This window comes from Streptomyces sp. CA-146814 (genome assembly GCF_050942385.1).
Lineage (GTDB): Bacteria > Actinomycetota > Actinomycetes > Streptomycetales > Streptomycetaceae > Streptomyces.
The window spans coordinates 7,226,378-7,248,462 of record NZ_CP192068.1 but is presented as its reverse complement, the minus strand read 5'-3'; the positions used below and the strand labels follow the sequence as shown (position 1 = coordinate 7,248,462).

23 protein-coding genes and 1 riboswitch are annotated in these 22,085 nt (G+C 72.4%); of the genes, 10 read left to right on the top strand and 13 right to left on the bottom strand.

Going from position 1 to position 22,085, the window contains the following annotated elements; translation table 11 throughout:
• Window positions 1–5 precede the first annotated feature (5 nt).
• Window positions 6–869, bottom strand: a complete 864-nt coding sequence (locus ACQP09_RS32015) for an ABC transporter permease (protein ID WP_433406033.1) — start codon at window positions 867–869, stop codon at window positions 6–8.
• A gap of 194 nt (window positions 870–1,063) precedes the next feature.
• Here ACQP09_RS32015 and ACQP09_RS32010 point away from each other — a divergent pair, with 194 nt between their 5' ends.
• The gene (locus tag ACQP09_RS32010) at window positions 1,064–2,149 is read left to right on the top strand and encodes a LacI family DNA-binding transcriptional regulator (RefSeq protein ID WP_432148627.1); all 1,086 of its coding nucleotides are present in this window, start codon (window positions 1,064–1,066) and stop codon (window positions 2,147–2,149) included.
• A 39-nt stretch (window positions 2,150–2,188) separates the two neighbouring features.
• Here the strand turns inward: ACQP09_RS32010 and ACQP09_RS32005 are convergent, their stop codons facing one another.
• Genes ACQP09_RS32005 through ACQP09_RS31985 form a run of 5 tightly spaced genes read right to left on the bottom strand, consistent with a single transcriptional unit; the run spans window position 2,189 to window position 6,239 of the window.
• Complete coding sequence (locus ACQP09_RS32005) at window positions 2,189–2,773, bottom strand: GAF domain-containing protein (protein ID WP_356752442.1); 585 nt, start codon at window positions 2,771–2,773, stop codon at window positions 2,189–2,191.
• Complete coding sequence (locus ACQP09_RS32000; protein ID WP_404063775.1) at window positions 2,770–3,393, bottom strand: GTP-binding protein; 624 nt, start codon at window positions 3,391–3,393, stop codon at window positions 2,770–2,772. Before ACQP09_RS32000 ends, ACQP09_RS32005 begins: the two co-directional genes overlap by 4 nt.
• Window positions 3,371–3,742 carry a DUF742 domain-containing protein gene (locus tag ACQP09_RS31995; RefSeq protein ID WP_073876111.1) on the bottom strand — a complete coding sequence of 124 codons (372 nt, stop codon included), beginning with the start codon at window positions 3,740–3,742 and terminating at the stop codon, window positions 3,371–3,373. Before ACQP09_RS31995 ends, ACQP09_RS32000 begins: the two co-directional genes overlap by 23 nt.
• A 2-nt stretch (window positions 3,743–3,744) precedes the next feature.
• A complete protein-coding gene (locus ACQP09_RS31990; protein ID WP_109162549.1) occupies window positions 3,745–4,179 on the bottom strand; it encodes a roadblock/LC7 domain-containing protein in 435 nt (144 codons plus the stop codon).
• A gap of 5 nt (window positions 4,180–4,184) precedes the next feature.
• Complete coding sequence (locus tag ACQP09_RS31985; RefSeq protein WP_433406030.1) at window positions 4,185–6,239, bottom strand: ATP-binding protein; 2,055 nt, start codon at window positions 6,237–6,239, stop codon at window positions 4,185–4,187.
• Window positions 6,240–6,598: 359 nt separating this feature from the next.
• Between ACQP09_RS31985 and ACQP09_RS31980 the strand changes: the two genes are divergently transcribed.
• Window positions 6,599–8,044 (top strand): glyceraldehyde-3-phosphate dehydrogenase, encoded by a 1,446-nt coding sequence (locus tag ACQP09_RS31980; RefSeq protein ID WP_433406028.1) that lies wholly within the window; start codon window positions 6,599–6,601, stop codon window positions 8,042–8,044.
• 63 nt (window positions 8,045–8,107) lie between these two features.
• Here the strand turns inward: ACQP09_RS31980 and ACQP09_RS31975 are convergent, their stop codons facing one another.
• Window positions 8,108–9,316, bottom strand: coding sequence for an MBL fold metallo-hydrolase (locus ACQP09_RS31975; protein WP_433406026.1), 1,209 nt, complete (start codon window positions 9,314–9,316; stop codon window positions 8,108–8,110).
• 130 nt (window positions 9,317–9,446) lie between these two features.
• Window positions 9,447–9,887: a PPOX class F420-dependent oxidoreductase gene (locus ACQP09_RS31970; protein ID WP_433406024.1), complete on the bottom strand. Its 441-nt coding sequence runs from the start codon at window positions 9,885–9,887 to the stop codon at window positions 9,447–9,449.
• A gap of 144 nt (window positions 9,888–10,031) precedes the next feature.
• Between ACQP09_RS31970 and ACQP09_RS31965 the strand changes: the two genes are divergently transcribed.
• Complete coding sequence (locus tag ACQP09_RS31965) at window positions 10,032–10,643, top strand: TetR/AcrR family transcriptional regulator (protein ID WP_433406022.1); 612 nt, start codon at window positions 10,032–10,034, stop codon at window positions 10,641–10,643.
• A 4-nt stretch (window positions 10,644–10,647) separates the two neighbouring features.
• Here the strand turns inward: ACQP09_RS31965 and ACQP09_RS31960 are convergent, their stop codons facing one another.
• Both ACQP09_RS31960 and ACQP09_RS31955 read right to left on the bottom strand, forming a co-directional pair.
• Window positions 10,648–11,649, bottom strand: coding sequence for a DUF6745 domain-containing protein (locus tag ACQP09_RS31960; RefSeq protein ID WP_433406020.1), 1,002 nt, complete (start codon window positions 11,647–11,649; stop codon window positions 10,648–10,650).
• A 103-nt stretch (window positions 11,650–11,752) separates the two neighbouring features.
• Complete coding sequence (locus tag ACQP09_RS31955; protein WP_073876098.1) at window positions 11,753–12,079, bottom strand: hypothetical protein; 327 nt, start codon at window positions 12,077–12,079, stop codon at window positions 11,753–11,755.
• 198 nt (window positions 12,080–12,277) lie between these two features.
• Here ACQP09_RS31955 and ACQP09_RS31950 point away from each other — a divergent pair, with 198 nt between their 5' ends.
• From ACQP09_RS31950 to ACQP09_RS31925, 6 genes are read left to right on the top strand one after another with little or no spacing between them, the layout of a single operon-like run.
• Window positions 12,278–13,237 (top strand): STM4015 family protein, encoded by a 960-nt coding sequence (locus ACQP09_RS31950; RefSeq protein WP_433406018.1) that lies wholly within the window; start codon window positions 12,278–12,280, stop codon window positions 13,235–13,237.
• A gap of 6 nt (window positions 13,238–13,243) precedes the next feature.
• Window positions 13,244–14,203, top strand: coding sequence for an STM4015 family protein (locus ACQP09_RS31945; RefSeq protein ID WP_433406016.1), 960 nt, complete (start codon window positions 13,244–13,246; stop codon window positions 14,201–14,203).
• Window positions 14,184–15,341 (top strand): STM4014 family protein, encoded by a 1,158-nt coding sequence (locus ACQP09_RS31940; RefSeq protein ID WP_433406014.1) that lies wholly within the window; start codon window positions 14,184–14,186, stop codon window positions 15,339–15,341. The genes ACQP09_RS31945 and ACQP09_RS31940 overlap by 20 nt, the downstream gene beginning before the upstream one ends.
• Window positions 15,342–15,357: 16 nt before the next feature.
• On the top strand, window positions 15,358–16,167 hold the full coding sequence (locus ACQP09_RS31935) for an STM4013/SEN3800 family hydrolase (protein WP_433406012.1): 810 nt from the start codon (window positions 15,358–15,360) through the stop codon (window positions 16,165–16,167).
• Window positions 16,167–17,555, top strand: coding sequence for an STM4012 family radical SAM protein (locus tag ACQP09_RS31930; protein WP_433406010.1), 1,389 nt, complete (start codon window positions 16,167–16,169; stop codon window positions 17,553–17,555). Before ACQP09_RS31935 ends, ACQP09_RS31930 begins: the two co-directional genes overlap by 1 nt.
• 7 nt (window positions 17,556–17,562) lie before the next feature.
• Window positions 17,563–18,480: an STM4011 family radical SAM protein gene (locus ACQP09_RS31925; RefSeq protein ID WP_433406008.1), complete on the top strand. Its 918-nt coding sequence runs from the start codon at window positions 17,563–17,565 to the stop codon at window positions 18,478–18,480.
• 3 nt (window positions 18,481–18,483) lie between these two features.
• On the opposite strand, the gene ACQP09_RS31920 is transcribed toward ACQP09_RS31925, so the two are convergent.
• A complete protein-coding gene (locus ACQP09_RS31920; RefSeq protein ID WP_433406006.1) occupies window positions 18,484–19,314 on the bottom strand; it encodes an SGNH/GDSL hydrolase family protein in 831 nt (276 codons plus the stop codon).
• 162 nt (window positions 19,315–19,476) lie between these two features.
• Window positions 19,477–20,451: a LysM peptidoglycan-binding domain-containing M23 family metallopeptidase gene (locus ACQP09_RS31915; RefSeq protein ID WP_433406004.1), complete on the bottom strand. Its 975-nt coding sequence runs from the start codon at window positions 20,449–20,451 to the stop codon at window positions 19,477–19,479.
• Window positions 20,452–20,454: 3 nt separating this feature from the next.
• Window positions 20,455–20,615, bottom strand: a riboswitch (cyclic di-AMP (ydaO/yuaA leader).
• 411 nt (window positions 20,616–21,026) lie between these two features.
• Between ACQP09_RS31915 and ACQP09_RS31910 the strand changes: the two genes are divergently transcribed.
• Window positions 21,027–21,839, top strand: coding sequence for a tyrosine-protein phosphatase (locus ACQP09_RS31910; protein ID WP_433406002.1), 813 nt, complete (start codon window positions 21,027–21,029; stop codon window positions 21,837–21,839).
• A gap of 4 nt (window positions 21,840–21,843) precedes the next feature.
• On the opposite strand, the gene ACQP09_RS31905 is transcribed toward ACQP09_RS31910, so the two are convergent.
• The gene (locus ACQP09_RS31905) at window positions 21,844–22,020 is read right to left on the bottom strand and encodes a DUF6126 family protein (RefSeq protein WP_432148645.1); all 177 of its coding nucleotides are present in this window, start codon (window positions 22,018–22,020) and stop codon (window positions 21,844–21,846) included.
• Between the last annotated feature and the right edge of the window lie 65 nt (window positions 22,021–22,085).

The following is a 22,085-nucleotide window of genomic DNA, read 5'->3' as shown; positions in this document are numbered from 1 at the left end:
GGAGTTCAGTACGTGGTGGTGGCCGAGGTCTCGCGGCGGCTCGCGTGCCACGGCAACAGCAGCTTCTCGGCGATCTCCACGACGACGAAGAGGACGACGCCGATCAGCGACATCACCAGCAGCCCCGCGAAGAGCATCGGGGTGTCGAGGTTGCCGTTGGCCTGGAGGATCACATAGCCGAGGCCCTCGTTCGCACCGACGAACTCGCCCACCACGGCGCCGGTCACGGCGAGCGTGACGGCGACCTTGAGGCCCGAGAACAGGTGCGGCAGCGAGGCCGGGAAGCGGATCTTCAGGAAGGTCTGCCACGGCTTCGCCCCCATCGTGGCGGAGAGTTGGAGCATCTCGGGGTCGACGGCCTTGAGGCCGGTGACCATCGAGATCACCACCGGGAAGAAGGCGATGAGCACGGCGATGAGGATCTTGGGAGCGATGCCGAAACCGAGCCACACCACGAACAGCGGCGCGATGGCGATCTTCGGCACGACCTGGGCGAAGAGGAGGATGGGGTAGAGCGTGCGCTCGACGGTGGAGGAGTACACCATCACCACCGCCGCGAACACCCCGACGGCGACCGCGATGACGAAGCCGAGGAGCGTCTCGTACGTCGTCACCCAGCTGTGCTGCCAGAGGTAATCCGCCTTGCCCGTAAGGACGTCGAGGGTCGCGCCGGGCGACGGCACGAGATAGGGCTCGACCAGCTCGGCCGCCGCGATCACCCACCAGAGCGCGAAGCAGGCGAGCAGCAGCACCACCGGCCGCCAGCTCCGCTCCGCCGCCCGGGCCAGCCGCTCCCCCGCCGTGGGACCGGCCCGGCGGGCGACCCCCGCCACCTCGGCGGGCCTCTTGGCCAACGCGCTCTCACTCACGGTGAACTCCCTGCAAGCCGGGGGTAGTTGTGACGAGCTGTGCGATGCTGCGATGCTGGTGGTGCTGGGCTGAAGGCGCTTTCAGAAAGCGCTTTCTGGTAAGGTGCCGCCACGCTAATGACTGTGCGCGCACACGGTCAATAGGCCGTCCCGAAGTTTCGGGGCCCTGCCACCACCGCACCCCTGGGGGTCAGTTGAGTGAACGGGAAACACCTCTCCACCCCGATACGCGCCGCCGCGCCCCGGCCCCTCATGTCACGCTCGACGCCGTGGCCCGCGAGGCCGGCGTGTCGCCGGCCACCGCCTCCCGCGCGCTGAACGGCACCGCCCGGGTCCGCGACGACCTGCGCACCCGCGTGCGGGCCGCCGCCGATCGCCTCGGCTACATCCCCAACGCCCATGCGCAGGCCCTCGCCTCCACCGAAGGCAGCCGCACGGTCGGGCTGATCTGCCATGACGTCGGCGATCCGTACTTCGCGGGCATCGCCGGCGGGGTGATGCGGGCGGCGGCGGAGCAGGACCTGCTGGTGATGCTCGCCTCCACCTTCCGTGAGCCGTCCCGGGAGATCGCGTACGTCTCGATGCTGCGGGCCCAGCGGGCGCGGGCCATCCTGCTGATCGGCTCCGGCTTCCAGGACCGGGCCTGGGAGCGGGCGATGGACGCGGAGCTGGATCCGTACGTGCGCGCCGGCGGCCGGGTGGCGGTGGTGAGCCGACACCGGTCGCTGCGGGTGGACACCGTGCGGCCGGAGAACCGTGCCGGGGCGGCGGAGCTGGCGAAGGCGCTGGTGGCGCTCGGGCACCGGGAGTTCGCCGTGCTGACCGGGCCGCCCGAACTGACCACGGTGGCCGACCGGTTGGCCGGGTTCCGCGAAGGACTCGCCGGGGCGGGCATCCGGCTGGAGCGGGTGGTGCGGGAGGCCTTCACCCGGGAGGGCGGGCATCTGGCGGCGCGGCGGCTACTCGCGTCCGGCGGTCCCCGGCCGACCTGTGTCTTCGCGGTGACCGACGTGATGGCGGTCGGTGCGCTGGCCGCGCTGCGCGAGGCGGGGGTGCGGGTGCCGGAGGACATGTCGCTGGCGGGGTTCGACGACATCCCTCTCGTACGGGAGTTGTCGCCGCCGCTGACCACGGTGGCGCTGCCGCTCACCGCGATGGGCGAGCAGGTGATCGCGCTGGCTCTGCGCACGCCGTCGGGGGCGGGGCGGTCGCGGGTGGTGCGGGTCGACGGGGAGGTGGTGCTGCGGGGCAGCACGGGCCCGCCGCCGCAAGGGAGTTGAGGCGCCTGGGATCACGGGGCAGCCACCCCACGGGAGTCGTCACGGGTGACGGTAGCCCTCCCGGTGGTCGATCTGCCGGACCAGCTCCTGGGCGAGCGACTTGATGGTGTCGAGCCCGGCGCGGCCCCACGGGCGCGGCACGGTGTCGACGGCGCAGACGGTCCCGAGCGCGATGCCCGTACGGTCGATGAGCGGTGCGCCGAGGTAGGAGCGGACGCCTATGTCGTCGACCACCGGATTGCCGGCGAACCGCGGGTAGTCGCAGACGTCGTCCAGGACCAGAGCCTTGCGCCGCACGACGACATGCGGGCAGTAACCGTGGTCGCGGGCCATGTGGCGGGCGCCGCGGTTGCCGCCCGCCGCGACGGCACCGAGCTCCTTGCCGCCGCGGTTGCCCGCCGGCGTGTGCAGTCCGGCGAAGAACTGCCGGTTCTCGTCGATGAAGTTGACCATCGAGAAGGGCGACGCGGTGACTTCGGCGACCTTGTCGGCGAAGGCGTCGAAGTCGTCGAACGAGGCGTCAGGCCGCTCGCCGAGATCCAGCCTCCGCAGCCGCTCCGCGCGGGCCGGGCCGTCCCGGTCGGCGGGGGTCAGCAGCATCCGGCCGGTGGCGAAGGACGTCACTGGTGGGCCCCGAAGGCCTGGAGCGGAGCGGGCGCGGAGGTGGCGTTGATCAGATGCTGTACGAGGGTGACCAGCGCCCCCGTACCGGAGCTGGCGATCCGCGCGTCGCACAGGACGACGGGCACCGCGGGCCCGAGGTCGAGCGCGGCCCGGATCTCGTCGGGTTCGTAGCGGTACGCGCCGTCGAACTCGTTGACGGCGACGATGAATCCGATGCCGCGCCGCTCGAAGAAGTCCACGGCGGCGAAGCACTCGGCCAGCCGCCGGGTGTCGGCGAGGACGACGGCGCCGAGCGCTCCCTGGGAGAGCTCGTCCCACATGAACCAGAACCGCTCCTGACCCGGCGTCCCGAACAGGTACAGCACATGCTGTTCGGAGAGGGTGATGCGGCCGAAGTCCATGGCGACGGTGGTGGCCGTCTTGGATTCGACGCCCTCCAGGTTGTCGGTGCCCACGCTGGACTGGGTCAGCAGCTCCTCGGTGGAGAGCGGGGCGATTTCGCTGACCGCGCCGACGAAGGTCGTCTTGCCGACGCCGAATCCGCCCGCGACCAGCACCTTGAGGGCCACGGGGAAGAACTCGGTGGTTCCGGTGCGGTCAGAGCTGTCGTCGTAAACCATCGAGCACTGCCTCCAGCAGGGATCGGTCGGTGGGTGTGTCATGGAAAGCGGGGGCGTGCGCGGTGACCGCTCCGCAGTCGACCAGGTCGGAGAGGAGGACCTTGGTGACGACCGCGGGCAGCCGGAGGTGTGCGGCGATCTCGGCGACGGACATCGGCCCCTCGCACAGGCCGAGGGCCACGGTGTGTTCGGGGCCGAGGGGGATGTCGGGTTCGATGCCCGTGGCCATGACCAGGGAGAGCAGGTCGAAGCCGGTGGACGGCCGGGTCCGGCCGTTGCTGACGGTGTACGGGCGGATCAGCCGGCCGGCCGCGTCGTCGAGCAGGGGCCCGTCCTGCGGGGCCGGCATCCTCACAGCCCCGGGGTGAACGGGGCGCCGGCCGGCTGCCGCAGCGGGGTCATCAGATAGGGACGGACGCTCTTGACCAGCATCGCCATCTCGTAGCCGAGCACCGCGGCGTCCGCCTCGCGTCCGGCGAGGACGGCGAGACAGGTGCCGGATCCGGCGGTGGAGACGAACAGGAGCGTGGAGTCGAGCTCGACGACCACCTGCCGGACGTCGCCGTTGTCGCCGAAGCGGGCGCCGGCGCTGCGGCCCAGGGAGTACAGGCCGGCGGCCAGGGCAGCCATGTGGTCGGCACTGTCAGGGTCCATGCCGTGGACGGACTTCACCAGCCCGTCGGCCGAGAGCAGCACCGCGCTGCGCGTGTACGGCACGCGTTGGACCAGCCCGCTCAGCAGCCAGTCCAGGTCAGAGACCTGACCGGCCTGCATGTCGCTCGCCATCGTGTCTACTCCTTGAAAGTCGTGTCTTTACGGGGTTCCGGCACGGCGTGGCCCGGCAGGAAGGTGTCGTGCCCGGTCCGCGGGCGGCCGAGCGGCGCGGGCGCTCCGGGCGGCTCGGCGCCTTGGCGTACGGGTCCGGCTCCGCGTACGGGCAGGGGGGCGAGGGTCTCCAGGGGGGCGTCGAGCGCGGAGGTGGCCTCGCCGTAGCGGCTGGTGGTCCCTTCCTCCTGGGCGGTCTGGGCCTCGGCGAGGTCGATGCCGCGCCGGAAGGCGGCCATGAGGCCCGGGTCGTGGAGCGCGTGCTCGTCCTCGACACGCGGGGCGGGCGCTTCGCGCAGTTGCGGGACGAGGTGCTCCTGGTTGGCGCGCTTGGGGAGCTGGGGGCGGGCGGCGGGCGGGGTGGGGTGGTCGACGCGCTGGGGGGTGAAGGCGGTGGGCGGGAGGGGTGCGGCCGGTGCGGGCCTGTCGGCTTGCTCCGGCGTGAAGGCGGCCGGTGCGGGGCGGTCGGCGTGCTCCGGGGTGAAGGCGGCAGGTGTGGCGGCGGGCGCGGGGGGTGCGGGGCGGTCGACGCGTTCGGCGCGGAGCGGCAGGGGCGGGGCCTCGCCCCGGGGGGCGGGCGGGCGGGTCTCCGGTGCGGAGTGGGCGTGCGAACCCGGCGCCTGCGCGTCGCGCGGGTGGCCGGCGGGCGCCTGAACGGCCTGCGGCGGGGCTGCCCGCATCTGCGGCGGCGCGGGCGGCGCGGACGGTCCGTCGTCGTCGGCGGGCGGGCGGTGGACGGCTCCGGGCGGCGGTACGGGGGCGGCGCCGGGCACGGCCGGGGCGTCCGGGTCGGTACCGAGGAGGGTCTGCGGCAGGACGAGGACCGCCTGCGTGCCGCCGTAGATGTTGCTCTGCAGGCGGACCGCGATGCCGTGGCGGCGGGCCAGCGCGGAGACGACGAACAGGCCGATCCGGCCGTCCTGGAGCAGATGGGCGACGTTGACCTGGTCGGGGTCGGAGAGCAGGGCGTTCATCCGGTTCTGCTCGTGGTCCGGCATCCCGAGGCCGCGGTCCTCCACCTCCAGCGCGAGTCCGGCGGTGACCCGCTGGACGCGCAGCAGGACCTGGGTGTGCGGGGCGGAGAACACCGTGGCGTTTTCGACCAGTTCGGCCAGCAGGTGGATCACGTCGGCGACGGCGTGGCCGCGCAGGGTGCCCTCCATCGGCGGGACCAGCTTGACCCGGGGGTACTGCTCGACCTCCGCGATGGCCGAGCGCAGCACCTCGGTCATGGTGACCGGGTTGCTCCACTGGCGCCGGGAGACGGCCCCGCCGAGGACGGCGAGGTTCTCCGCGTGGCGGCGGATGCGGGTGGCCAGGTGGTCGACGTGGAAGAGGCCCTTGAGCAGGTCGGGGTCCTCGACCTCGTGCTCCAGCTCGTCGAGGATCTGGATCTCGCGGTGGACCAGGGACTGGAGCCGCCGGGCGAGGTTGACGAAGACCTCGACCTTCTGTTCGTTGCCGGCGGAGCTGAAGAGCTGCGAGGCCTGGACGACGGCGGTCACCGCGGCGTCCTGGGCCCGCCCCATCTCCTGGGCGAGCAGGTCGAAGGCGTCGCCGTCGGGCGCCGGCGGCTGCGGCGGGCGCCGGGGGCCGACGGGTTCGCCGGAGCGGAGCTGCTCCACCACCCGCTGGAGCTCGGCCTGGCCCTGGGCGCTGGTGCGGCGGAGCGTCAGCGCCCGGTCGAGCACGGTAGCGGCCACGCGGTGGGCGCCGAGGTAGGCGGCCGCGACGGCGGCGACGGCCAGGGCGGCCGATCCGCCGAGCGCGGCCGCCAGGCTCGGGGACGGGTCGACGGCGCCGTCGCGGATGGTGAAGATGACGGCTGCCGCGCCGCTGAGCAGGGCGGCGATGGTGGGGAGCAGCGCGGTGCGCAGCAACTGGGGCCGGATGCGCCCCTCGGGGGTGGGCTGGGTGGCGCGCGGCCTGCTCGTGGCCGAGTGGGCGCGTGCGCCGGGGCGGCCGTGCCGTCCGCCCTCGCGGCGGTCCGGTCGCGCGGCGGGTGCGCGAAGTTGAGACATCAGCGTCCTCGGTACGGGGGCACCAGGAATCGGCGTTCCTGTCGCCCCTGTCGGCGTTCCTGCGGTGGCACCTACGGTGGTCGGTCCAGCTCGGGTCAGCGGTCGGGCCGGCCCGGAATCCAGGAGCCCCCGTTGATCACCGAGCACACACGGTAGTCGCGTCCGACCTGTGCGCGACGGGCAGTTGTCGAACTTGCCCGCCATCCGTCCCGCTCTGGTATGACCTCTCGCACGGGCGCCCGATTACGCCGCATCGGCACCGGCCTCGCCCACCCCGGCCCTCCGGACGGGACCACCTTGAGGATGAACACACCGGGGCGGCTACCATATGAGCGCCGCCTAGCTCGAAAGATAAACACGTGACTGTCAATGACGACTCGTTCACCAACTGGATGCACCGCGAGGAGATCGCGGAGTCGATGATCCCGATCATCGGGAAGCTGCACCGTGAGCAGGACGTGAACGTCCTGCTGCACAGCCGCTCCCTGGTGAACAAGTCGGTGGTCAGCATCCTCAAGACCCACCGCTTCGCCCGCCAGATCGCCGGTGAGGAGCTGTCCGTCACCGAGACGATGCCGTTCCTCCGGGCTCTGACGACGCTCGACCTCGGCCCGTCCCAGATCGACATAGGCATGCTGGCCGCGACGTTCCGCGCCGACGACCGCGGCCTGTCGGTCGAGGAGTTCACCGCCGAGGCGGTAGCCGGGGCGACGGGCGCCAACAAGATCGACCGCCGCGAGTCGCGTGATGTCGTCCTCTACGGCTTCGGCCGTATCGGCCGCCTCATCGCCCGTCTCCTCATCGAGAAGGCCGGCTCCGGCAACGGACTGCGGCTGCGCGCCATCGTCGTACGCAAGGGCTCCGGCCAGGACATCGTCAAGCGCGCCTCACTGCTGCGGCGCGACTCGATCCACGGCCAGTTCTCCGGCACGATCACCGTCGACGAGGCGAACAGCAAGATCGTCGCCAACGGCAACGAGATCAAGGTGATCTACTCGGACGACCCGACGACGGTGGACTACACCGCGTACGGGATCAAGGACGCCATCCTGATCGACAACACCGGCAGGTGGCGCGACCGCGAGGGGCTCTCCAAGCACCTGCGCCCCGGCATCGCCAAGGTGGTCCTCACCGCGCCGGGCAAGGGCGACGTCCCCAACATCGTCCACGGCGTCAACCACGACACGATCAAGGACGACGAGCAGATCCTGTCGTGCGCGTCCTGCACCACCAACGCGATCGTCCCGCCGCTCAAGGCGATGGCGGACGAGTACGGCGTCCTGCGCGGCCACGTGGAGACGGTCCACTCGTACACCAACGACCAGAACCTGCTGGACAATTACCACAGCTCCGACCGGCGCGGCCGTTCCGCGGCGCTGAACATGGTCATCACCGAGACCGGTGCCGCGTCCGCCGTGGCCAAGGCGCTGCCGGACCTGGACGCGCCGATCACCGGCAGCTCCATCCGCGTCCCGGTGCCGGACGTCTCCATCGCGATCCTGAGCCTGCGGCTGGGCCGCGAGGCCGGCCGCGAGGAGGTCCTCGACTACCTCCGCAACGTGTCGCTCGCCTCGCCGCTCAAGCGCCAGATCGACTTCATCAGCGCCCCGGACGCGGTCTCCAGCGACTTCATCGGCTCGCGCCACGCCTCGATCGTCGACGCGGGCGCCACCAAGGTCGACGGCGACAACGCGATCCTCTACCTCTGGTACGACAACGAGTTCGGCTACTCGTGCCAGGTCATCCGGGTCGTCCAGCACGTCTCCGGCGTGGAGTACCCGACGTACCCGGCTCCGGCGGCCTGATCTCCGTCGGCCACCGCGGCTGATTCGGGGGAGGGTCCGGGCGCCCGGACCCTCCCCCGACGGTCACCGCTCTCCGGCCACGTCCAGGTCCCGCCGTGCGACCGGTGCGCCGCCCGGGACCGTGTCCGGTGTCGCCGTACGCCACCGCGCGGCCGTCATCGGTGCGGAGACGGCTCGCCACCACGGGTCCACCGGGAGTGTTCCGGCCGGTTCGAAGGGTTCGCCCGGCCGGGGGAACGCCGCCGCCTGCTCGGCCTCCTCGGCCGCGTCCTTCGTCCACTCGGCGGGCTCGGCCCAGGCGTGCGGGGCGAGGTTGAAGGTGCCCCAGTGGATCGGCAGCATCACGCCGTGCGGGCGGCCGCCCTGGAGGTCGAGGTGGGCGCGCATCCCTTCGGCGGGGGTCATGTGGATGTCCGGCCAGTACTCCGAATAGGCGCCGATCTGGATCATCATGGCGTCGAAGGGGCCGTGCTCGGCGCCGATGTCCCGGAAGCCGGGGAAATAGCCGGTGTCGCCGCTGTGGTAGATCCGGTGCTCGGGTCCTGAGACGGCCCAGGAGGCCCACAGGGTGTGCTGGTTGTTGCGCAGGCCACGGCCGCAGAAGTGGCGCGCGGGCGTGGCGGTGAGGCTGATGCCGTTGACCTTCGCGGTCTCGTTCCAGTCGAGCTCGCGCAGCCGGTCGGGGGCCACGCCCCACCGCTCCAGGTGGGCGCCGACGCCGAGCGGCACGGCGAAGACGGTGTCCGTGCCCGCCAGCGCGCGGATCGTCGGCAGGTCGAGGTGGTCGTAGTGGTCGTGCGAGATCACCACCACGTCGACCGGGCCGAGCGTGGCCAGCGGCACCGGAACCGGGTGCAGGCGCTTGGGTCCGGCGAAGGGGAACGGGGAACACCGCTCACCCCAGACCGGGTCGAACAGGACCCGGCGGCCGTCGATCTCGGCGAGCACGCTGGAGTGGCCCATCCAGGTCAGCCGCAGCCCCGTGACGGGCGGTGCGGCCAGATCGGCGAGGGTGGTGGCATGGACCGGAACGGTCCCCGCCGGCGCCCGGCGGATCCGCTGCTCCTTCTGGAAGTAGATCTTGGCGAATTCCAGCGTGGAACCGGACGGCCTGGTCCGGGCGCCCAGCGGGTTCTGGAACACCCCGTCGGCGAAGTTCGGCGAGCTGAGGATGCGCTGCATCCGCGCTCCCGCGGGATCGGCCCCGAAGGACTCGGAGCGCATCGAACGCAGTTTCGTACGGAAGGGGACAAAGTAGTCGGCGCCGGTCACAACATCTCCTGGGGGAGTCGGTGTCGTCTCATTATCGTCGGACTGTCCGACAGGGCGAGAAGAGGACGGTGAACGGGGCAGCCGCCCGGTCCGGCGGCACCCGGCACGTGGCGGTCCGGTCGGTGGCGGTTCAGCCACGTGGCTGCCCGTAGACGTGCTCGATGCGCAGCGTGAGCACCACCCGGCGGTCCTCGACCATGGCCCGCCGGTAGTCCTCCCAGTCCGGGTGCTCGCCCCTCACATCCCGGTACAGCGTGATCAGGGCCTCCACCGTGGCGTCGTCCCGCTCGGCGGCGGGCGGGGTCAGCTCGGCGGTGCCGTCCACGACGGTCCAGGCCCAGCGGTCGTCGCTGGTCACGTGGTAGCTCGCGCGGGGGTCGCGCCGCAGGTTGCGGGTCTTCGCCCGGCCCTCGGTGATCGACACCCGGATCACCTGCTCCTCCGGGTCGTACGCGTGGTTGACGTTCGACAGCTGGGGCCGCCCGTCCCGCTTGAGAGTGACCAGGACTCCCCCGTCGTGCTCGCCGATGAGGCGGAGCAGCGCTTCCTGTGCCGGTTCGAATGACGTCATGCACGGTCCAACGTGCTTCTCCTCCCGAGGATTCCGGCCCGGCGGCTCACCGGGCGGGTGTCACACCCGAGAGCCGTCGGCGCGTCGGCGGCGGCACGGTCTCCGGTGACCGGCAGTGACCGGTGCATTGATTAGGGTGGCCGGGTGGCAAGAGTCCGGTTGAACGTGGCGGAGCGGCGTGAGGAGCTGTTGAAGGCGACGGTCGAGCAGATCGAGATCCGCGGGGCCTCCTCCGTGCGGATCGCCGATGTGGCGTCCGCGCTCGGTGTGAGCAACGCGCTGGTGCTCTACCACTTCTCCACCAAGGAGAAGCTGGTCGCCGCCGCCTTCGCGTACGCGGCCGAGGCCGACCTCGCCCAGCTGCGCAAGCTGCTGGCCCGGCGCACCTCCGCCGTCCGGCGGCTGCGGGCCGCCGTGCGGTGGTACGCGCCGACCGGGCAGGCCAAGGGGTGGCGGCTGTGGATCGAAGGATGGGCGGCCTCCTTGCGCGAGCCCGCCCTGCGCGAGGTGGCCGGCGACCTCGACCGGCGGTGGAAGGCGGAGCTGGCCGAGGTCATCGCGGAGGGCGCCGCCGCCGGTGAGTTCCGGTGCGCGGACCCGGAGTCGGCGGCCTGGCGGCTGACCGCCCTGCTGGACGGTCTGGCCGTGCAGATGACGTCGTACGCGGGTCCGCTCTCCCGGGCCACGATGCTGCGCTGGACCGACGAGGCGCTCGCCCGCGAGCTGGGCATCGACCGGGCCGCGCTGACCGGCTGACGCGTCAGGTCTGGCGCACCGGCGCGTAGGCGGCGCCGTCCAGCCCGAACGTCCAGGCGACCCCGTCCTTGGCGGTCCGCGTCGTGGGCGGCACGCGGAGCCAGTACGTACGGTGGCTGCCGTCCGGCTCCGGTGTGGAGTTGACCACCTCGACCATCACCACGTCCTCGTCGCCTTCTAGGGCGATGCGCCAGAGGATGCCCGTCTCGTCGCGGTGGACGGGCTCGGCGCCCGACTCCGTGAGGTAGCGGTCGTATCCGTAGTACTCCAGCATCACGCGGCGCAGCTCCGCGTTCTCCTCCTCCCGGATGCGCTGCGGGGTCAGGGACGCCAGCTCCGCCAGGAAGGCGGCGGGCACCGGCATGCCGCGCCAGGCGTGGAGCGCGAACCCGTCCCCGTAGGCGAGGGCCGGTCCCTCGCCGTGGTCGAGCCGGCCCGCCTCGTCGCGGTGCAGGACCTCGGGCCGCTCGCTGATCACCACGGCCCGCTCGTACGGCCACCACCAGCCGGCGTTCCTGGCCACCTCGGCGAGGCCGGTGAGCCGGTCGCCGCGGCCGTCGAAGGCGGCCAGCCAGGCGGCGTCGTGCTGGCCGAGCACCGCGTCGAGCAGCACCAGCCGCACCGCGCCCTCGTCCTGCGGCCGCGGCGCCAGGTCGGCGACGACGCCGGACCGTATGCGCTCGGCGAGGGCGGCCGTGGTCTCCCAGAGCTGGGCCCCGGTCGCGGACCAGAGCGCGGACCAGCCGGCCGGGCCCAGCTCGTCGTACATCCGGCGGCGCTCCTCGGCCCACGGCCGGGTGCGGACCTCTTCGCGCACCGACCGTCCGGCGTCGGCCAGCTTCTCGACCGCTTCGACGGCCGCCCGGGGCGATGCGGCCCAGAAGATCCGCTCGGGCTCGGCCAGCCCGGCGGTGCGGTAGGCGCGCCGCACGCCCTCCTCGGCGGCCGCCCGGTCCGCCGCGCCGGTCGCCGCCGCCACGTCCCGCCAGGAATTCACGTGCTGCATCGGTTGTCCCGTCCCCAGTTCATGTCTGCTCGGTGTCTGCTTGTCGTGGTCTGCTTGTCGTGCTCGCTGTGGCGCCGGTGTCCGTACGTTCCGTACGGACGGGTCAGTCGGCGACGATGCGGATCGCACCGGGTGCGTACTCCCGCTGGCGCACCACCCGGAACCAGCCCTGCGGCAGCGCGATGGTGGCGTGCTCCTCGTGCACCACCCGCCCGCCTTCCGGGAGATGGAGCAGCATCGGTCCGAACGGCCCCGCCTCCCGGATCAGCCGGCCGGGCCCCTGCACGGCGTGCGCGTGCCCGGTCACCTCCCCCAGCGCGAGCACCAGCCGCCCCCGCCCGTCGCGCAGTTCGCCCGGAGCCTTCAGGAAGGGGGCGGGCACCGCCGACTCCTCCAGCGCCACGATCAGTACATCGCCCTGCCGGTACACAGACGTCTCCCCTCGGTCGCGGCACCCGCTGTGCCGGCCATGGGAAAAGCGCTACGGGCAGGGTCTGACAACGGGCCCTCGCCGCGGGCCCGGAGACACCCGGCGAGCGGCTCTGAGCGGTCCCGGTCGCGGCGTTGTCAGTGCGGCTTGATAAACCTTGCGGACATCAGCAGTCCCCAGGACCAGGAGCTCAGTGCGATGTACGGTGCGCAGCATCTGCAAGCGTTCGGCGGCCTTCCGGCCGTCGACTTCCAGCACCAGGACGACCCTGCCGACCGGCCCGCCGCGGGCGATGTGGCCTGGCGCATCTCCGTCGAACCGTACGGCGACGACGACCGGGACCGGCCCTGGGCGGACGAGTTCGCCGACTTCCTGCGGGCGGTCGACCCGGCCGGGGTCAAGAGCCTGATCATCGGTCAGTGGGGCGAGGCGTACGAGGACAACTCCTCCGTCCCGATCGGTCTGGTGATCGCCGCCGCCGACCGGCTGACCTCGCTGGAGGCGGTGTTCGTCGGCGATCTGGAGGCCGAGCAGGCGGAGATCACCTGGATCGAGCAGTCGGACGTCACGGCTCTGCTGGCAGCCTTCCCGGCGCTCACCGAGTTCGGCGTGCGCGGCGGCACCGGCCTGGTCTTCCCGCCGGCGAAGCACGAGCGGCTGCGGTCGCTGACGATCCAGGCGGGCGGCCTGCCCGTCCAGGTGGTCCGCGGGGTGCTGGACAGCGAACTGCCCGCGCTGGAGCGGCTGGACCTCTGGCTCGGTGTGTCGGCCTACGAGGGCGACACCGAGGTGGCCGACCTGGCGCCGCTGCTCTCGGGCACCCGCTTCCCCCGCCTCCACCACCTGGGCCTGCGCAACAGCGAGGTGCAGAACGAGATCGCGGCGGCCCTCGCGTCGGCGCCGGTCGTCGCCCGGCTCAGGACGCTCGACCTGTCGAACGGGACGCTGGGCGACGAGGGCGCGGCCGCGCTCCTGGAGGGGCAGCCGCTCACCCATCTCGATGTCCTCGACCTCCACCACCACTTCCTCACCGAGGCGATGGAGCAGCGGGTCCGCTCGGCCCTGGAGCCGCACGGGGTGCGCGTGGACCTGTCCGAGCGGAACGAGCCGTGGGGCGGCCGCGGCATCGAGGGCCGCTACACCGCCGTGTCGGAGTGAGGTGTCATGACCCCCATCCACATCCAGCATCCCGACCGCTTCCACGGCTTGCCGGTCCACACTCCGGCGGTGTCCGTGCCCCTGCCCGCCGCCGACGCGGTGGCCTGGCGGCTGGAGTGCGACTACGACGAGCAGACGGACTTCGCCGTCCTGTGGCAGCAGTTCCTGGACACGGTGGACACCTCGCGGGTCCGGGCGCTCCTCATCGGCCCGTGGTGGCGTGAGGAGTACACCCCGTTCGAGCCGGTACGGGACCTCATAGTCGCCGACGCGGACCGCTTCCCGGCCCTGCGCGGGCTCTTCCTCGCCGATGTGGTGGGCGAGGAGTGCGAGGTGTCGTGGTTGCGCATGTGCGACATCACGCCGGCGCTCGAAGCGTTTCCGCTGCTGGAGGAGTTCACCGTACGCGGCTGCGGCCAGGAGGGGCTGGGGCTGCGGCCGGTCCGGCACGCGGCGCTGACGTCGCTGCGCTTCGAGTCCGGCGGGCTGCCCGGCGATCTGGTGCGGGCGGTCGCCGCGAGCGAACTGCCCGCGCTGGAGCGGCTGGACCTCTGGTTCGGCAGCTCGTGGTACGGAGCCGACGCCACGGTCGACGACGTCCGGCCGGTCCTGTCCGGCGCCGCCTTCCCCCGGCTGCGCCACCTGGGCCTCCAGAACAGCGAACTCCAGGACGAGATCGCGGCGGCCGTGGCGTCCGCGCCCGTCGTCGCCCAGCTGGAGAGCCTCGCGCTCTCCATGGGCACCCTCAGCGACGCCGGCGGAGAGGCCCTGCTGAACGGGCAGCCCTTGAACCACCTCGCCACGCTCGACCTGCGCCACCACTACCTCACCGACCCGGTGCTCGACCGGATCAGGGCCGCGTGCGCTCCGGCCGTGGTCGAGGCGGGCGAGGCGGAGGACGACTACGCGGACGAGGACATGGACGACGAGGAGGAACCGGAGCGCTATGTCGCCGTCAGCGAGTAGCGCCGGGAGTACGGCGGTCCCGCGCTTCGCGGTCGTGGGCAATCCGGAGAACCGCCGGGTCGCCTTCTTCCGGGAGGCCGTGCGGGCCGCAGGGCTGCCCCCGGCCCGGGTGGTGCCCTGGCTCCAGGTGCTGGGCGGCGAGGCGGCGTTCGCGCCCGGTGAGACCGTACGGATCGACTCGCCGGGCGAGGACGCGGAGGTGGAGCGGCTGCTGCGCGGGGTCGACGATCCGACCCGGGTGGAAGGCTCCGCCCGGTGGTACGCCGCGTTCCTGACGGCGGTGGACGAGGTGGCGCGGGCCGCCTCGGTGGCCGGTGCTGAGGTCCTCGCCTCCCCCGGTGACCTCGCCGCGCTCTTCGACAAGCGGCTCTGCCACGCCCGCCTGGAGGCGGCGGGCGTCCCCGTGCCGGCCTCGCCCACGTCCGGGCCGCAGGCGGCGGAGGTGCGGGGCTGGTCCGACGTACGGGCGCTCATGCGCGAGCACCGGATGCCCCGGGCCTTCGTGAAGCTCGCGCACGGCTCCTCCGCCTCCGGGGTGCTGGCGGTGGAGACCGCGGGCCCGGGCCGGGTCCGGGCGAGCACCTCGGTGGAACGGGACGGTGAGGGGCGGCTGTTCAACTCGCTCCGGGTCCGCCGGTACACCACGGAGCGGGAGGTCGGCGCGCTCGTGGACGCGCTCGCTCCGGACGGGCTGCACATCGAGCGCTGGCTGCCGAAGGCGTCCCAGCGCGGCCGGGCCGCCGATCTGCGGATCGTGGTGGTCGGCGGCCGGGCCACCCACGCCGTCGTCCGCACCAGCCTCTCCCCCATGACCAACCTCCACCTCGGCGGCGCCCGAGGCGATCTCGGCGAGGTCCGGGCCGCCGTGTCGGCGGTCGGCGGCTGCTGGCGCGAGGCCCTGTCCATGTGCGAGCGGGCCGCCGCCTGCTTCCCCGGGACGCTGTGCGTGGGCGTCGACCTGCTGCCCGCGGCCGGCTGGCGGCGGTTCGCCGTCGGCGAGGTCAACGCCTTCGGCGATCTGCTGCCCGGCCTGACCGGGCTGCCCGGCAGCGGTGCCGAAGGGCTGGACACCTATGCGGCGCAGGTCGCCGCCGTACTGGACCGAACGAGGAACCACCGTGCCGCCACCGCTCTCTGACCCTCAGCGACCCGATATGGCCGAAGTCGTCGGCAGCCACGACCTCCTGCTGGTCACTCTGGACACGCTGCGCCATGACGTCGCCGTCGAGCTGGCCGCCGCCGGACGCATCCCGAATCTGGCCGCCCGTCTGCCCGGCGGCGTGTGGGAGAAGCGGCACGCACCCGGCAGCTTCACCTACGCCTCGCACCAGGCGATGTTCGCCGGCTTCCTGCCGACGCCCGCCGCTCCCGGTCCGCATCCGCGGCTGTTCGCGGCGCGGTTCGCGGGCAGTGAGACGACGGCGGACGGCACGTTCGTCTTCGACACCCCGGACCTGGTGTCGGGTCTGGCCGCCGAGGGCTACCGCACGGTGTGCGTCGGCGGGGTCGGCTTCTTCAACCGGCAGGGGCCGCTGGGGTCGGTGCTGCCCGGCATGTTCCAGGAGAGCCACTGGGAGCCGGAGTTCGGTGTCGCCTCACCGACCTCGTTCGAGGAACAGGTGACCCGGGCCGAGAAGGTCGTGGCCGAACTCCCTGACGAGCAGCGGCTCTTCCTCTTCGTCAACGTGTCCGCGCTCCACCAGCCGAACTGGTTCCACACACCGGGCGCGACCCGCGAGGCGGGCGACTCCAAGGCTACGCACGCGGCCGCTCTGGAGTACGTCGACCGGCACATCGGCCGGCTCTTCGCCGCCGCGAGCAGCCGCCGCCGGTGCTTCGCCATCGTCTGCTCCGACCACGGCACGACGTACGGCGACGACGGCTACACCGGCCACCGGCTCGGCCACGAAGCCGTCTGGACCGTGCCGTACGCGCACTTCTTCCTCGAACCGGGGGCCTCCTGATGACCACCAGCACCACCAGCACCGCTACGGCGACCGGCACGCCCGCCGTCAGGCCGTACGAGAGTTACGTCTACGCCTATCCGCACAAGACGGCCTACCGCCCGCTGCCGGAGCGGCCCGCGCTGCGCGAGCTGTGGGCGGCGGAGCCGAAGAACGCCCTCTCGCTCTACCTCCACATACCGTTCTGCGAGGTCCGCTGCGGCTTCTGCAACCTCTTCACCCGGATCGGCGCGCCCGAGGAGCTCACCACCCGCTACCTCGACGCGCTGGACCGACAGGCCGTGGCCGTACGGGACGCGCTCGGCGACGACGAGCCGGTGCGGTTCGCGGCGGCTGCCTTCGGCGGCGGGACGCCGACCTTCCTGACGGCGGACGAGCTGGAGCGGCTCTGCGACATCGCGGAGAAGCGGATGGGCGCCGATCTGCGCGCGGTGCCGCTCTCGGTGGAGACGTCACCGTCCACGGCGACGGCCGACCGGCTCGCGGTGCTGGCCGACCGGGGCACGACCCGGGTCAGCATCGGCGTACAGAGCTTCGTGGACGAGGAGGCGCGGGCCGCCGTCCGCCCGCAGCGCCGGGCCGAGGTGGAGGCGGCGCTCGGCCGCATGAGGGACGCGCGGATACCGGTGCTGAACATCGACCTGATCTACGGCATCGACGGCCAGACCGAGCGCACCTGGCGTACCTCGCTGGACGCCGCGCTGGCCTGGCGGCCGGAGGAGCTGTACCTCTACCCGCTGTACGTCCGCCCGCTGACCGGCCTGCACCGGCTCGGCGCGGCGGCCGGACCGGAGGCGGAGGCCCTGGAGCAGGCCGCCTGGGACGAGCAGCGGCTGCGGCTGTACGCGGTGGGCCGGGACCATCTGCTGGCGCACGGCTACGAGCAGGTGTCGATGCGGATGTTCCGCCGCGCCGACGCACCCCAGGAGGGTCCCGAGGACTACGCCTGCCAGACCGACGGGATGATCGGGCTCGGCTGCGGGGCCCGTTCCTACACGGCGGCCCTGCACTACTCCTTCGACTACGCGGTCGACATGCGGGAGATCCGGTCCATCATCGACCGCTTCACCGCCACCGAGGACTTCTCGTGTGCCGAGGTCGGCAGGTACGTCGACGAGGCCGAGGCCCGCAGACGTCACCTCCTCCAGTCGCTGCTCCAGGCGGCGGGGCTGCCCGTGTCCGACTACCGCGCCCGCTTCGGCACCGACCCCCGCGCGGACTTTCCCGCCGAGCTGGAGCGGTTCGCGGCCCGGGGCTGGCTGGACCCGCACGCGCCGGAGGGTCTGCTGCGGCTCTCGCCGCTGGGCCTCGCGCACTCGGACGCGCTGGGTCCGGCGCTGTTCTCGCCCGGGGTGCGGGCGGCGATGGCCGCGTACGAGCGGAAGTGAGCGGGCCGTGGATCTGACCATCCTCTACCGGGGCCCGCTGGCGTCGTGCGACTACGACTGCCCGTACTGCCCGTTCGCCAAGCGGCGGGACAGCAAGGACCGGTTGACGTCCGACCGGGAGGCGCTGGAGCGGTTCACCGCGTGGGCCACCGCACAGACCGGTGACCGGCTCTCCGTGCTGTTCACGCCGTGGGGCGAGGGTCTGGTGCGCTCCTGGTACCGGCGGGCGCTGGCCGAGCTGTCGCACCTGCCGCACATCGGCCGGGTCGCCATCCAGACGAACCTCAGCGGCCGCACGGCGTGGCTGGCGGACGCGGACCCGGAGCGGATCGCGCTCTGGTGCACGTACCACCCGGGCCAGACACCGTACGAGCGGTTCCTCGGGAAGTGCCGGGAGCTGACCGCGCGAGGCATCCGCTACAGCGCCGGCGTGGTCGGGTTCGAGGCCCACCTGGACGAGGCCCGGCGGCTGCGGGCGGCGCTGCCCGCCGAGGTGTACCTCTGGGTGAACGCGGCCGAGGGGCAGACGTACACCGACGAGGAGGCGGAGCGGTGGACGGAGCTGGACCCGCTCTTCCCGTACAGCCGCCATCCGCACCGCTCGGCCGGGCTGCCCTGCCGGACCGGCGAGTCGGTGATCTCGGTGGACGGCGAGGGCACGGTGCGGCGCTGCCACTTCGTCAAGGCGGAGCTGGGCAACCTCTACGACGGCAGCTACCGCGCGGCGCTCGGCCCACGGGCCTGTCCGCTCGCCGTGTGCGACTGCCACATCGGCTATGTGCACCTGGAAACGCTGCCGCTGTACGACGTGTTCGCGGGCGGCGTGCTGGAGCGGATACCCGCCGGGTTCGGCGCGGGCCCGGCGCCGGGCGGACCGGTGGTCCCGGGCCCGTCCCGGCGTACGCTCCCGCTGCTCGGCCCCTGACCTCTACAGCGGCAGCAGGTCCGGCCGCTTCGCCGCGACGTGGTCGCCGGACGACTCGCCGCGCAGCCGTCGGCCGATCCACGGCACCAGGTACTCCCGCGCCCACTGGACGTTGTCGCGCCGCGCGTCGAAGGGCGTGCGCTGGGCCTGCGGCGGCCACGGCTGGTCCGGGTCGGCCGGCACGTCGTGGCCGAGGACCTGGGCGGCGCGGAGCGCGACGCGGGTGTGGCCCTCGGGCGACAGGTGGAGCCGGTCGGCGTCCCAGGCGCGCCGGTCCTGGACCGAGCGCAGCGACCACAGGTCGAGCACGGGGCACCGGTACCGGTCGGCGATGGCCCTCAGATGCACGTTGTACGTGGCGATCTTGCCGCGCATGTGGCGCAGCACCGGAACGCCCCGGGTGTCGAACCCGGTGGTGACCATGACGGTGCCGACCGCCTGGGTCAGGTCGGCGACGGCCCGCTCGAAGCGCTCGGCCAGGTCGTCGGGGTCGGCGCCGGGCCGGATGATGTCGTTGCCGCCGGCGCAGAAGCTGACCAGGTCGGGGGCCAGTTCCTTGGCGCGGGGGATCTGCTCCGCCACGATCTGGTCGAGGAGGCGTCCGCGTACGGCGAGATTGGCGTAACGGAAATTGCCGTGCCGGGTGTCGTCGTCCGGGTTCGTCGCCGCGTCGGGGACCGGGAGCCGGTCGGCGAGGAGCACCGCGAACCGGTCCGCCCAGCCGACGAAGGCGCCGTCGGGGCCTGGGTCGCCGACGCCCTCGGTGAAACTGTCCCCGATCGCCGCGTACGACCCGATGATGTTCTGCTGCTGGGTTCTCGAATCGTCTGCCACAAGCCCATATCCTGCACCGTTCAATGTGACCTACGCGACCGTAATACGGGGTTGACGGGTGGTGACATAGACCACCCGGTCAGATTTCGGTAAAGCCGGAATAAGTGGAGGGGCGGTGCGCCGCCGCGCACCGCCCCTCGTTCACTTCTTCTCGCCCTCGGGTCAGAGGGAGACGCCGTGCTGCCGCAGGTAGGCGACCGGGTCGACGTCGGAGCCGTAGCCCGGGCCGGTGCGGACCTCGAAGTGGAGGTGCGGGCCGGTGGAGTTTCCGGTGGAGCCGGAGAGGCCGATCTGCTGGCCGCCGGTGACGGTCTGGCCGGCGGAGACGCTCAGCGAGGACTGGTGGGCGTACTGGGAGTACATGCCGTCCTCGTGCTGGATGACGACCTCGTTGCCGTACGAACCGCTCCAGCCGGCCGAGACCACGGTGCCCGGGCCGATGGCCTTGACGGGGGTGCCGGACGCGGCCTGGAAGTCGGAGCCGGTGTGGTAGCCGCTGGACCAGCTGGCGCCGGAAGCGCGGTACTGGGTGGTGACGTTGGCGTTGTCGAGCGGTGCGGTCCAGCCGGAGCCGGTGGCCTGGGAGGAGCCGGTCTGCGTGGAGGCACCGGACTCGGCGGCGGCGTCGGACTCGTCGGCCGAGACGGTGTCGGCCTTCGGGGCCGGCTCGGCCTTCTTCGGGGCGGCCTTCTTCGGCGCGGCGGCCTTGGGGGCCGGAGCGGACTTCTTGGCCTCCGAAGGCGCGGCGGAGCCGGTGGCCTTGGCGCCGAGGGTCAGCTTCATGCCCGGGAAGATCAGGCTCGGGTTCTCGCCGACGGTGGAGCGGTTGTCCTGGTACAGCTTCTGCCAGCCACCCTTGACCTGGTGCTCGGAGGCGATCTTGGCGAGGTAGTCGCCGGAGACGACGGCGTACGTCTTCGCGGTGGTCTTCGCCGTGGCGGGCGCGGCCTGCGGGGCGGCCTGGGCGGCGGCCGAGGCGGCGGCGGGCTTGACGGCGGGGGCCGCCTTCTCCGCGGCGTGGGCGCCGGTGGCGCCGAACAGCGGGAGGGCGAGTACGGCGCCGCCGGTGCCCGCGGCGAGGACGCCGCGGTGGATCGGGCCGGACTTGGGACGGCGGTGCTTACCCTTTGCGGGCATGGGGAAGTTCCTCTCCGGCGCCTGCGAGGTGAGCTGTCGGGTTCGGGCTGGAGATGCCCGGCCGCCGGATGGCGACTTCACCCCGAGCCGGTCCGGATCGCTCCGGGCCGGCGGCTTACCTGGTTCCCCCGCTCCTGCCACACGTGAGTGGGTGGGTGCGAATTCCGGGCGGCGGCAGGATTAGGCGGTCCGTCCGGATTGACGGTGACCGTAAACGAGTCGGGACGACAGGAACAAGCCGTCGGTTCCGCCCCGGAATCATCGATTCAATTTCGCTCCGGATTTCCCGTCACACTCCGTGGATTACGGATCTTGGCTTTCCTTGCGGATCCCGGGAAAACGCCTCGGAGCCACCGCCACCGTCCGTCACGGATATGATCCCGCTCACCTACGGATTCCCATCTCCCCCATTAGCGGGGCATGTTCTGCGAAATGCACCAATACGGACATGCCGTCGGCGGGAGCCCTGACGCACCGTCAGTCAGCCGATGGTTGCCCGGTGAACCGATGTCGTATCGTCACAGGAGCGCCCTCGCCGGAGAGCCGCGCCGACGCCAGAGATTCCAGGAGCCACCGTGACGCAGCAGGTGCCGCAGGTCCCGCCGACCGAGACCGCACTGACCGGAGTCCGCAACTTCCGCGACGTGGGCGGGCTTCCCACCACGGACGGGCGGCGCACCGCCTTCGGCCGGCTCTACCGCAGCGGCCACCTGGCGCACGCCACCGCCGAGGACGCGCTCTTCCTCGCCGGGCTCGGGCTGCACACCGTCTTCGACTTCCGGAACTCCGCCGACCACGCGCTCGACGGGTACGACATCGAGCTGACCGGTGTCCGCAATGTCAGCATTCCGCTCTCCGACCCGGCGGACGGCGCCGAGTTCTGGCGACTGGTGCGTGACGGGAACATCGAGCAGCTGCGGTCGATCCTGGCCAACGGCAAGGGCACCGAGCGCATGATCACCATGTACCGCTCGACCATCGTCGACCGCACCGCCGAGCACAGCCGCGTCCTGCACGCGCTCGCGGAGGACAGCGTGCCGGCCCTGATGCACTGCGCGGCCGGCAAGGACCGGGCGGGTCTGTCGATCGCGGTCTCGCTGCTCGCGGTGGGCGTCGAGCGCGAGGCGATCGAGGCGGACTACCTCAAGTCCAACGACCCGCACCGCCGGTACAAGGTGAAGCGCACGGACATGTCCGAGACCGGAATGTCCCCCGAGGTGATGGAGCTGCTCAATCCGCTCTTCGGCGCGCAGGCCTCCTACCTCGAAGCGGCGTTCGCGGCCATCGACGAGACCTGGGGCACGACGGACCGCTATCTGACGGAGGGCCTGAAGGTCTCCCCCGAGACCCGGGAGCGGCTCCGCGAGCGCCTGCTCGACCAGGGCTGAGCGGCTATTCGGCGCCCGCCACCACGAAGAGCAGGTAGAGGAAGGCCGCGATCACGTGGCCGACCACCAGGTAGGCGAAGAGCCGGATCACCAGGCCGCGCGGCATCCGGCGCTCCTGCGTGTCCTCGGTGGCCTTCGGGCGCCTCGGGGTCAGCGGGTCGTAGTGCTCGGAATCGGACATGACGGTCCTCTCTGCCGGCCTCGCGGCCGGTGGGTACGAAGGCTCCGGTGGTACGGAAGGTCGCG

Excerpts from the sequence above, each read along its gene's own strand:
- ACQP09_RS31935 (WP_433406012.1), top strand. The coding sequence starts at position 15,358 with ATGGCCGAAGTCGTCGGCAGCCACGACCTCCTGCTGGTCACTCTGGAC.
- ACQP09_RS31915 (WP_433406004.1), bottom strand. The coding sequence starts at position 20,451 with ATGCCCGCAAAGGGTAAGCACCGCCGTCCCAAGTCCGGCCCGATCCAC.
- ACQP09_RS31950 (WP_433406018.1), top strand. The coding sequence starts at position 12,278 with ATGTACGGTGCGCAGCATCTGCAAGCGTTCGGCGGCCTTCCGGCCGTC.
- ACQP09_RS31995 (WP_073876111.1), bottom strand. The coding sequence starts at position 3,742 with ATGCCGGCCCCGCAGGACGGGCCCCTGCTCGACGACGCGGCCGGCCGG.
- ACQP09_RS31990 (WP_109162549.1), bottom strand. The coding sequence starts at position 4,179 with ATGGCGAGCGACATGCAGGCCGGTCAGGTCTCTGACCTGGACTGGCTG.
- ACQP09_RS31985 (WP_433406030.1), bottom strand. The coding sequence starts at position 6,239 with ATGTCTCAACTTCGCGCACCCGCCGCGCGACCGGACCGCCGCGAGGGC.
- ACQP09_RS31945 (WP_433406016.1), top strand. The coding sequence starts at position 13,244 with ATGACCCCCATCCACATCCAGCATCCCGACCGCTTCCACGGCTTGCCG.
- ACQP09_RS32000 (WP_404063775.1), bottom strand. The coding sequence starts at position 3,393 with ATGGTTTACGACGACAGCTCTGACCGCACCGGAACCACCGAGTTCTTC.
- ACQP09_RS31970 (WP_433406024.1), bottom strand. The coding sequence starts at position 9,887 with ATGACGTCATTCGAACCGGCACAGGAAGCGCTGCTCCGCCTCATCGGC.
- ACQP09_RS31940 (WP_433406014.1), top strand. The coding sequence starts at position 14,184 with ATGTCGCCGTCAGCGAGTAGCGCCGGGAGTACGGCGGTCCCGCGCTTC.
- ACQP09_RS31960 (WP_433406020.1), bottom strand. The coding sequence starts at position 11,649 with ATGCAGCACGTGAATTCCTGGCGGGACGTGGCGGCGGCGACCGGCGCG.
- ACQP09_RS31930 (WP_433406010.1), top strand. The coding sequence starts at position 16,167 with ATGACCACCAGCACCACCAGCACCGCTACGGCGACCGGCACGCCCGCC.
- ACQP09_RS31905 (WP_432148645.1), bottom strand. The coding sequence starts at position 22,020 with ATGTCCGATTCCGAGCACTACGACCCGCTGACCCCGAGGCGCCCGAAG.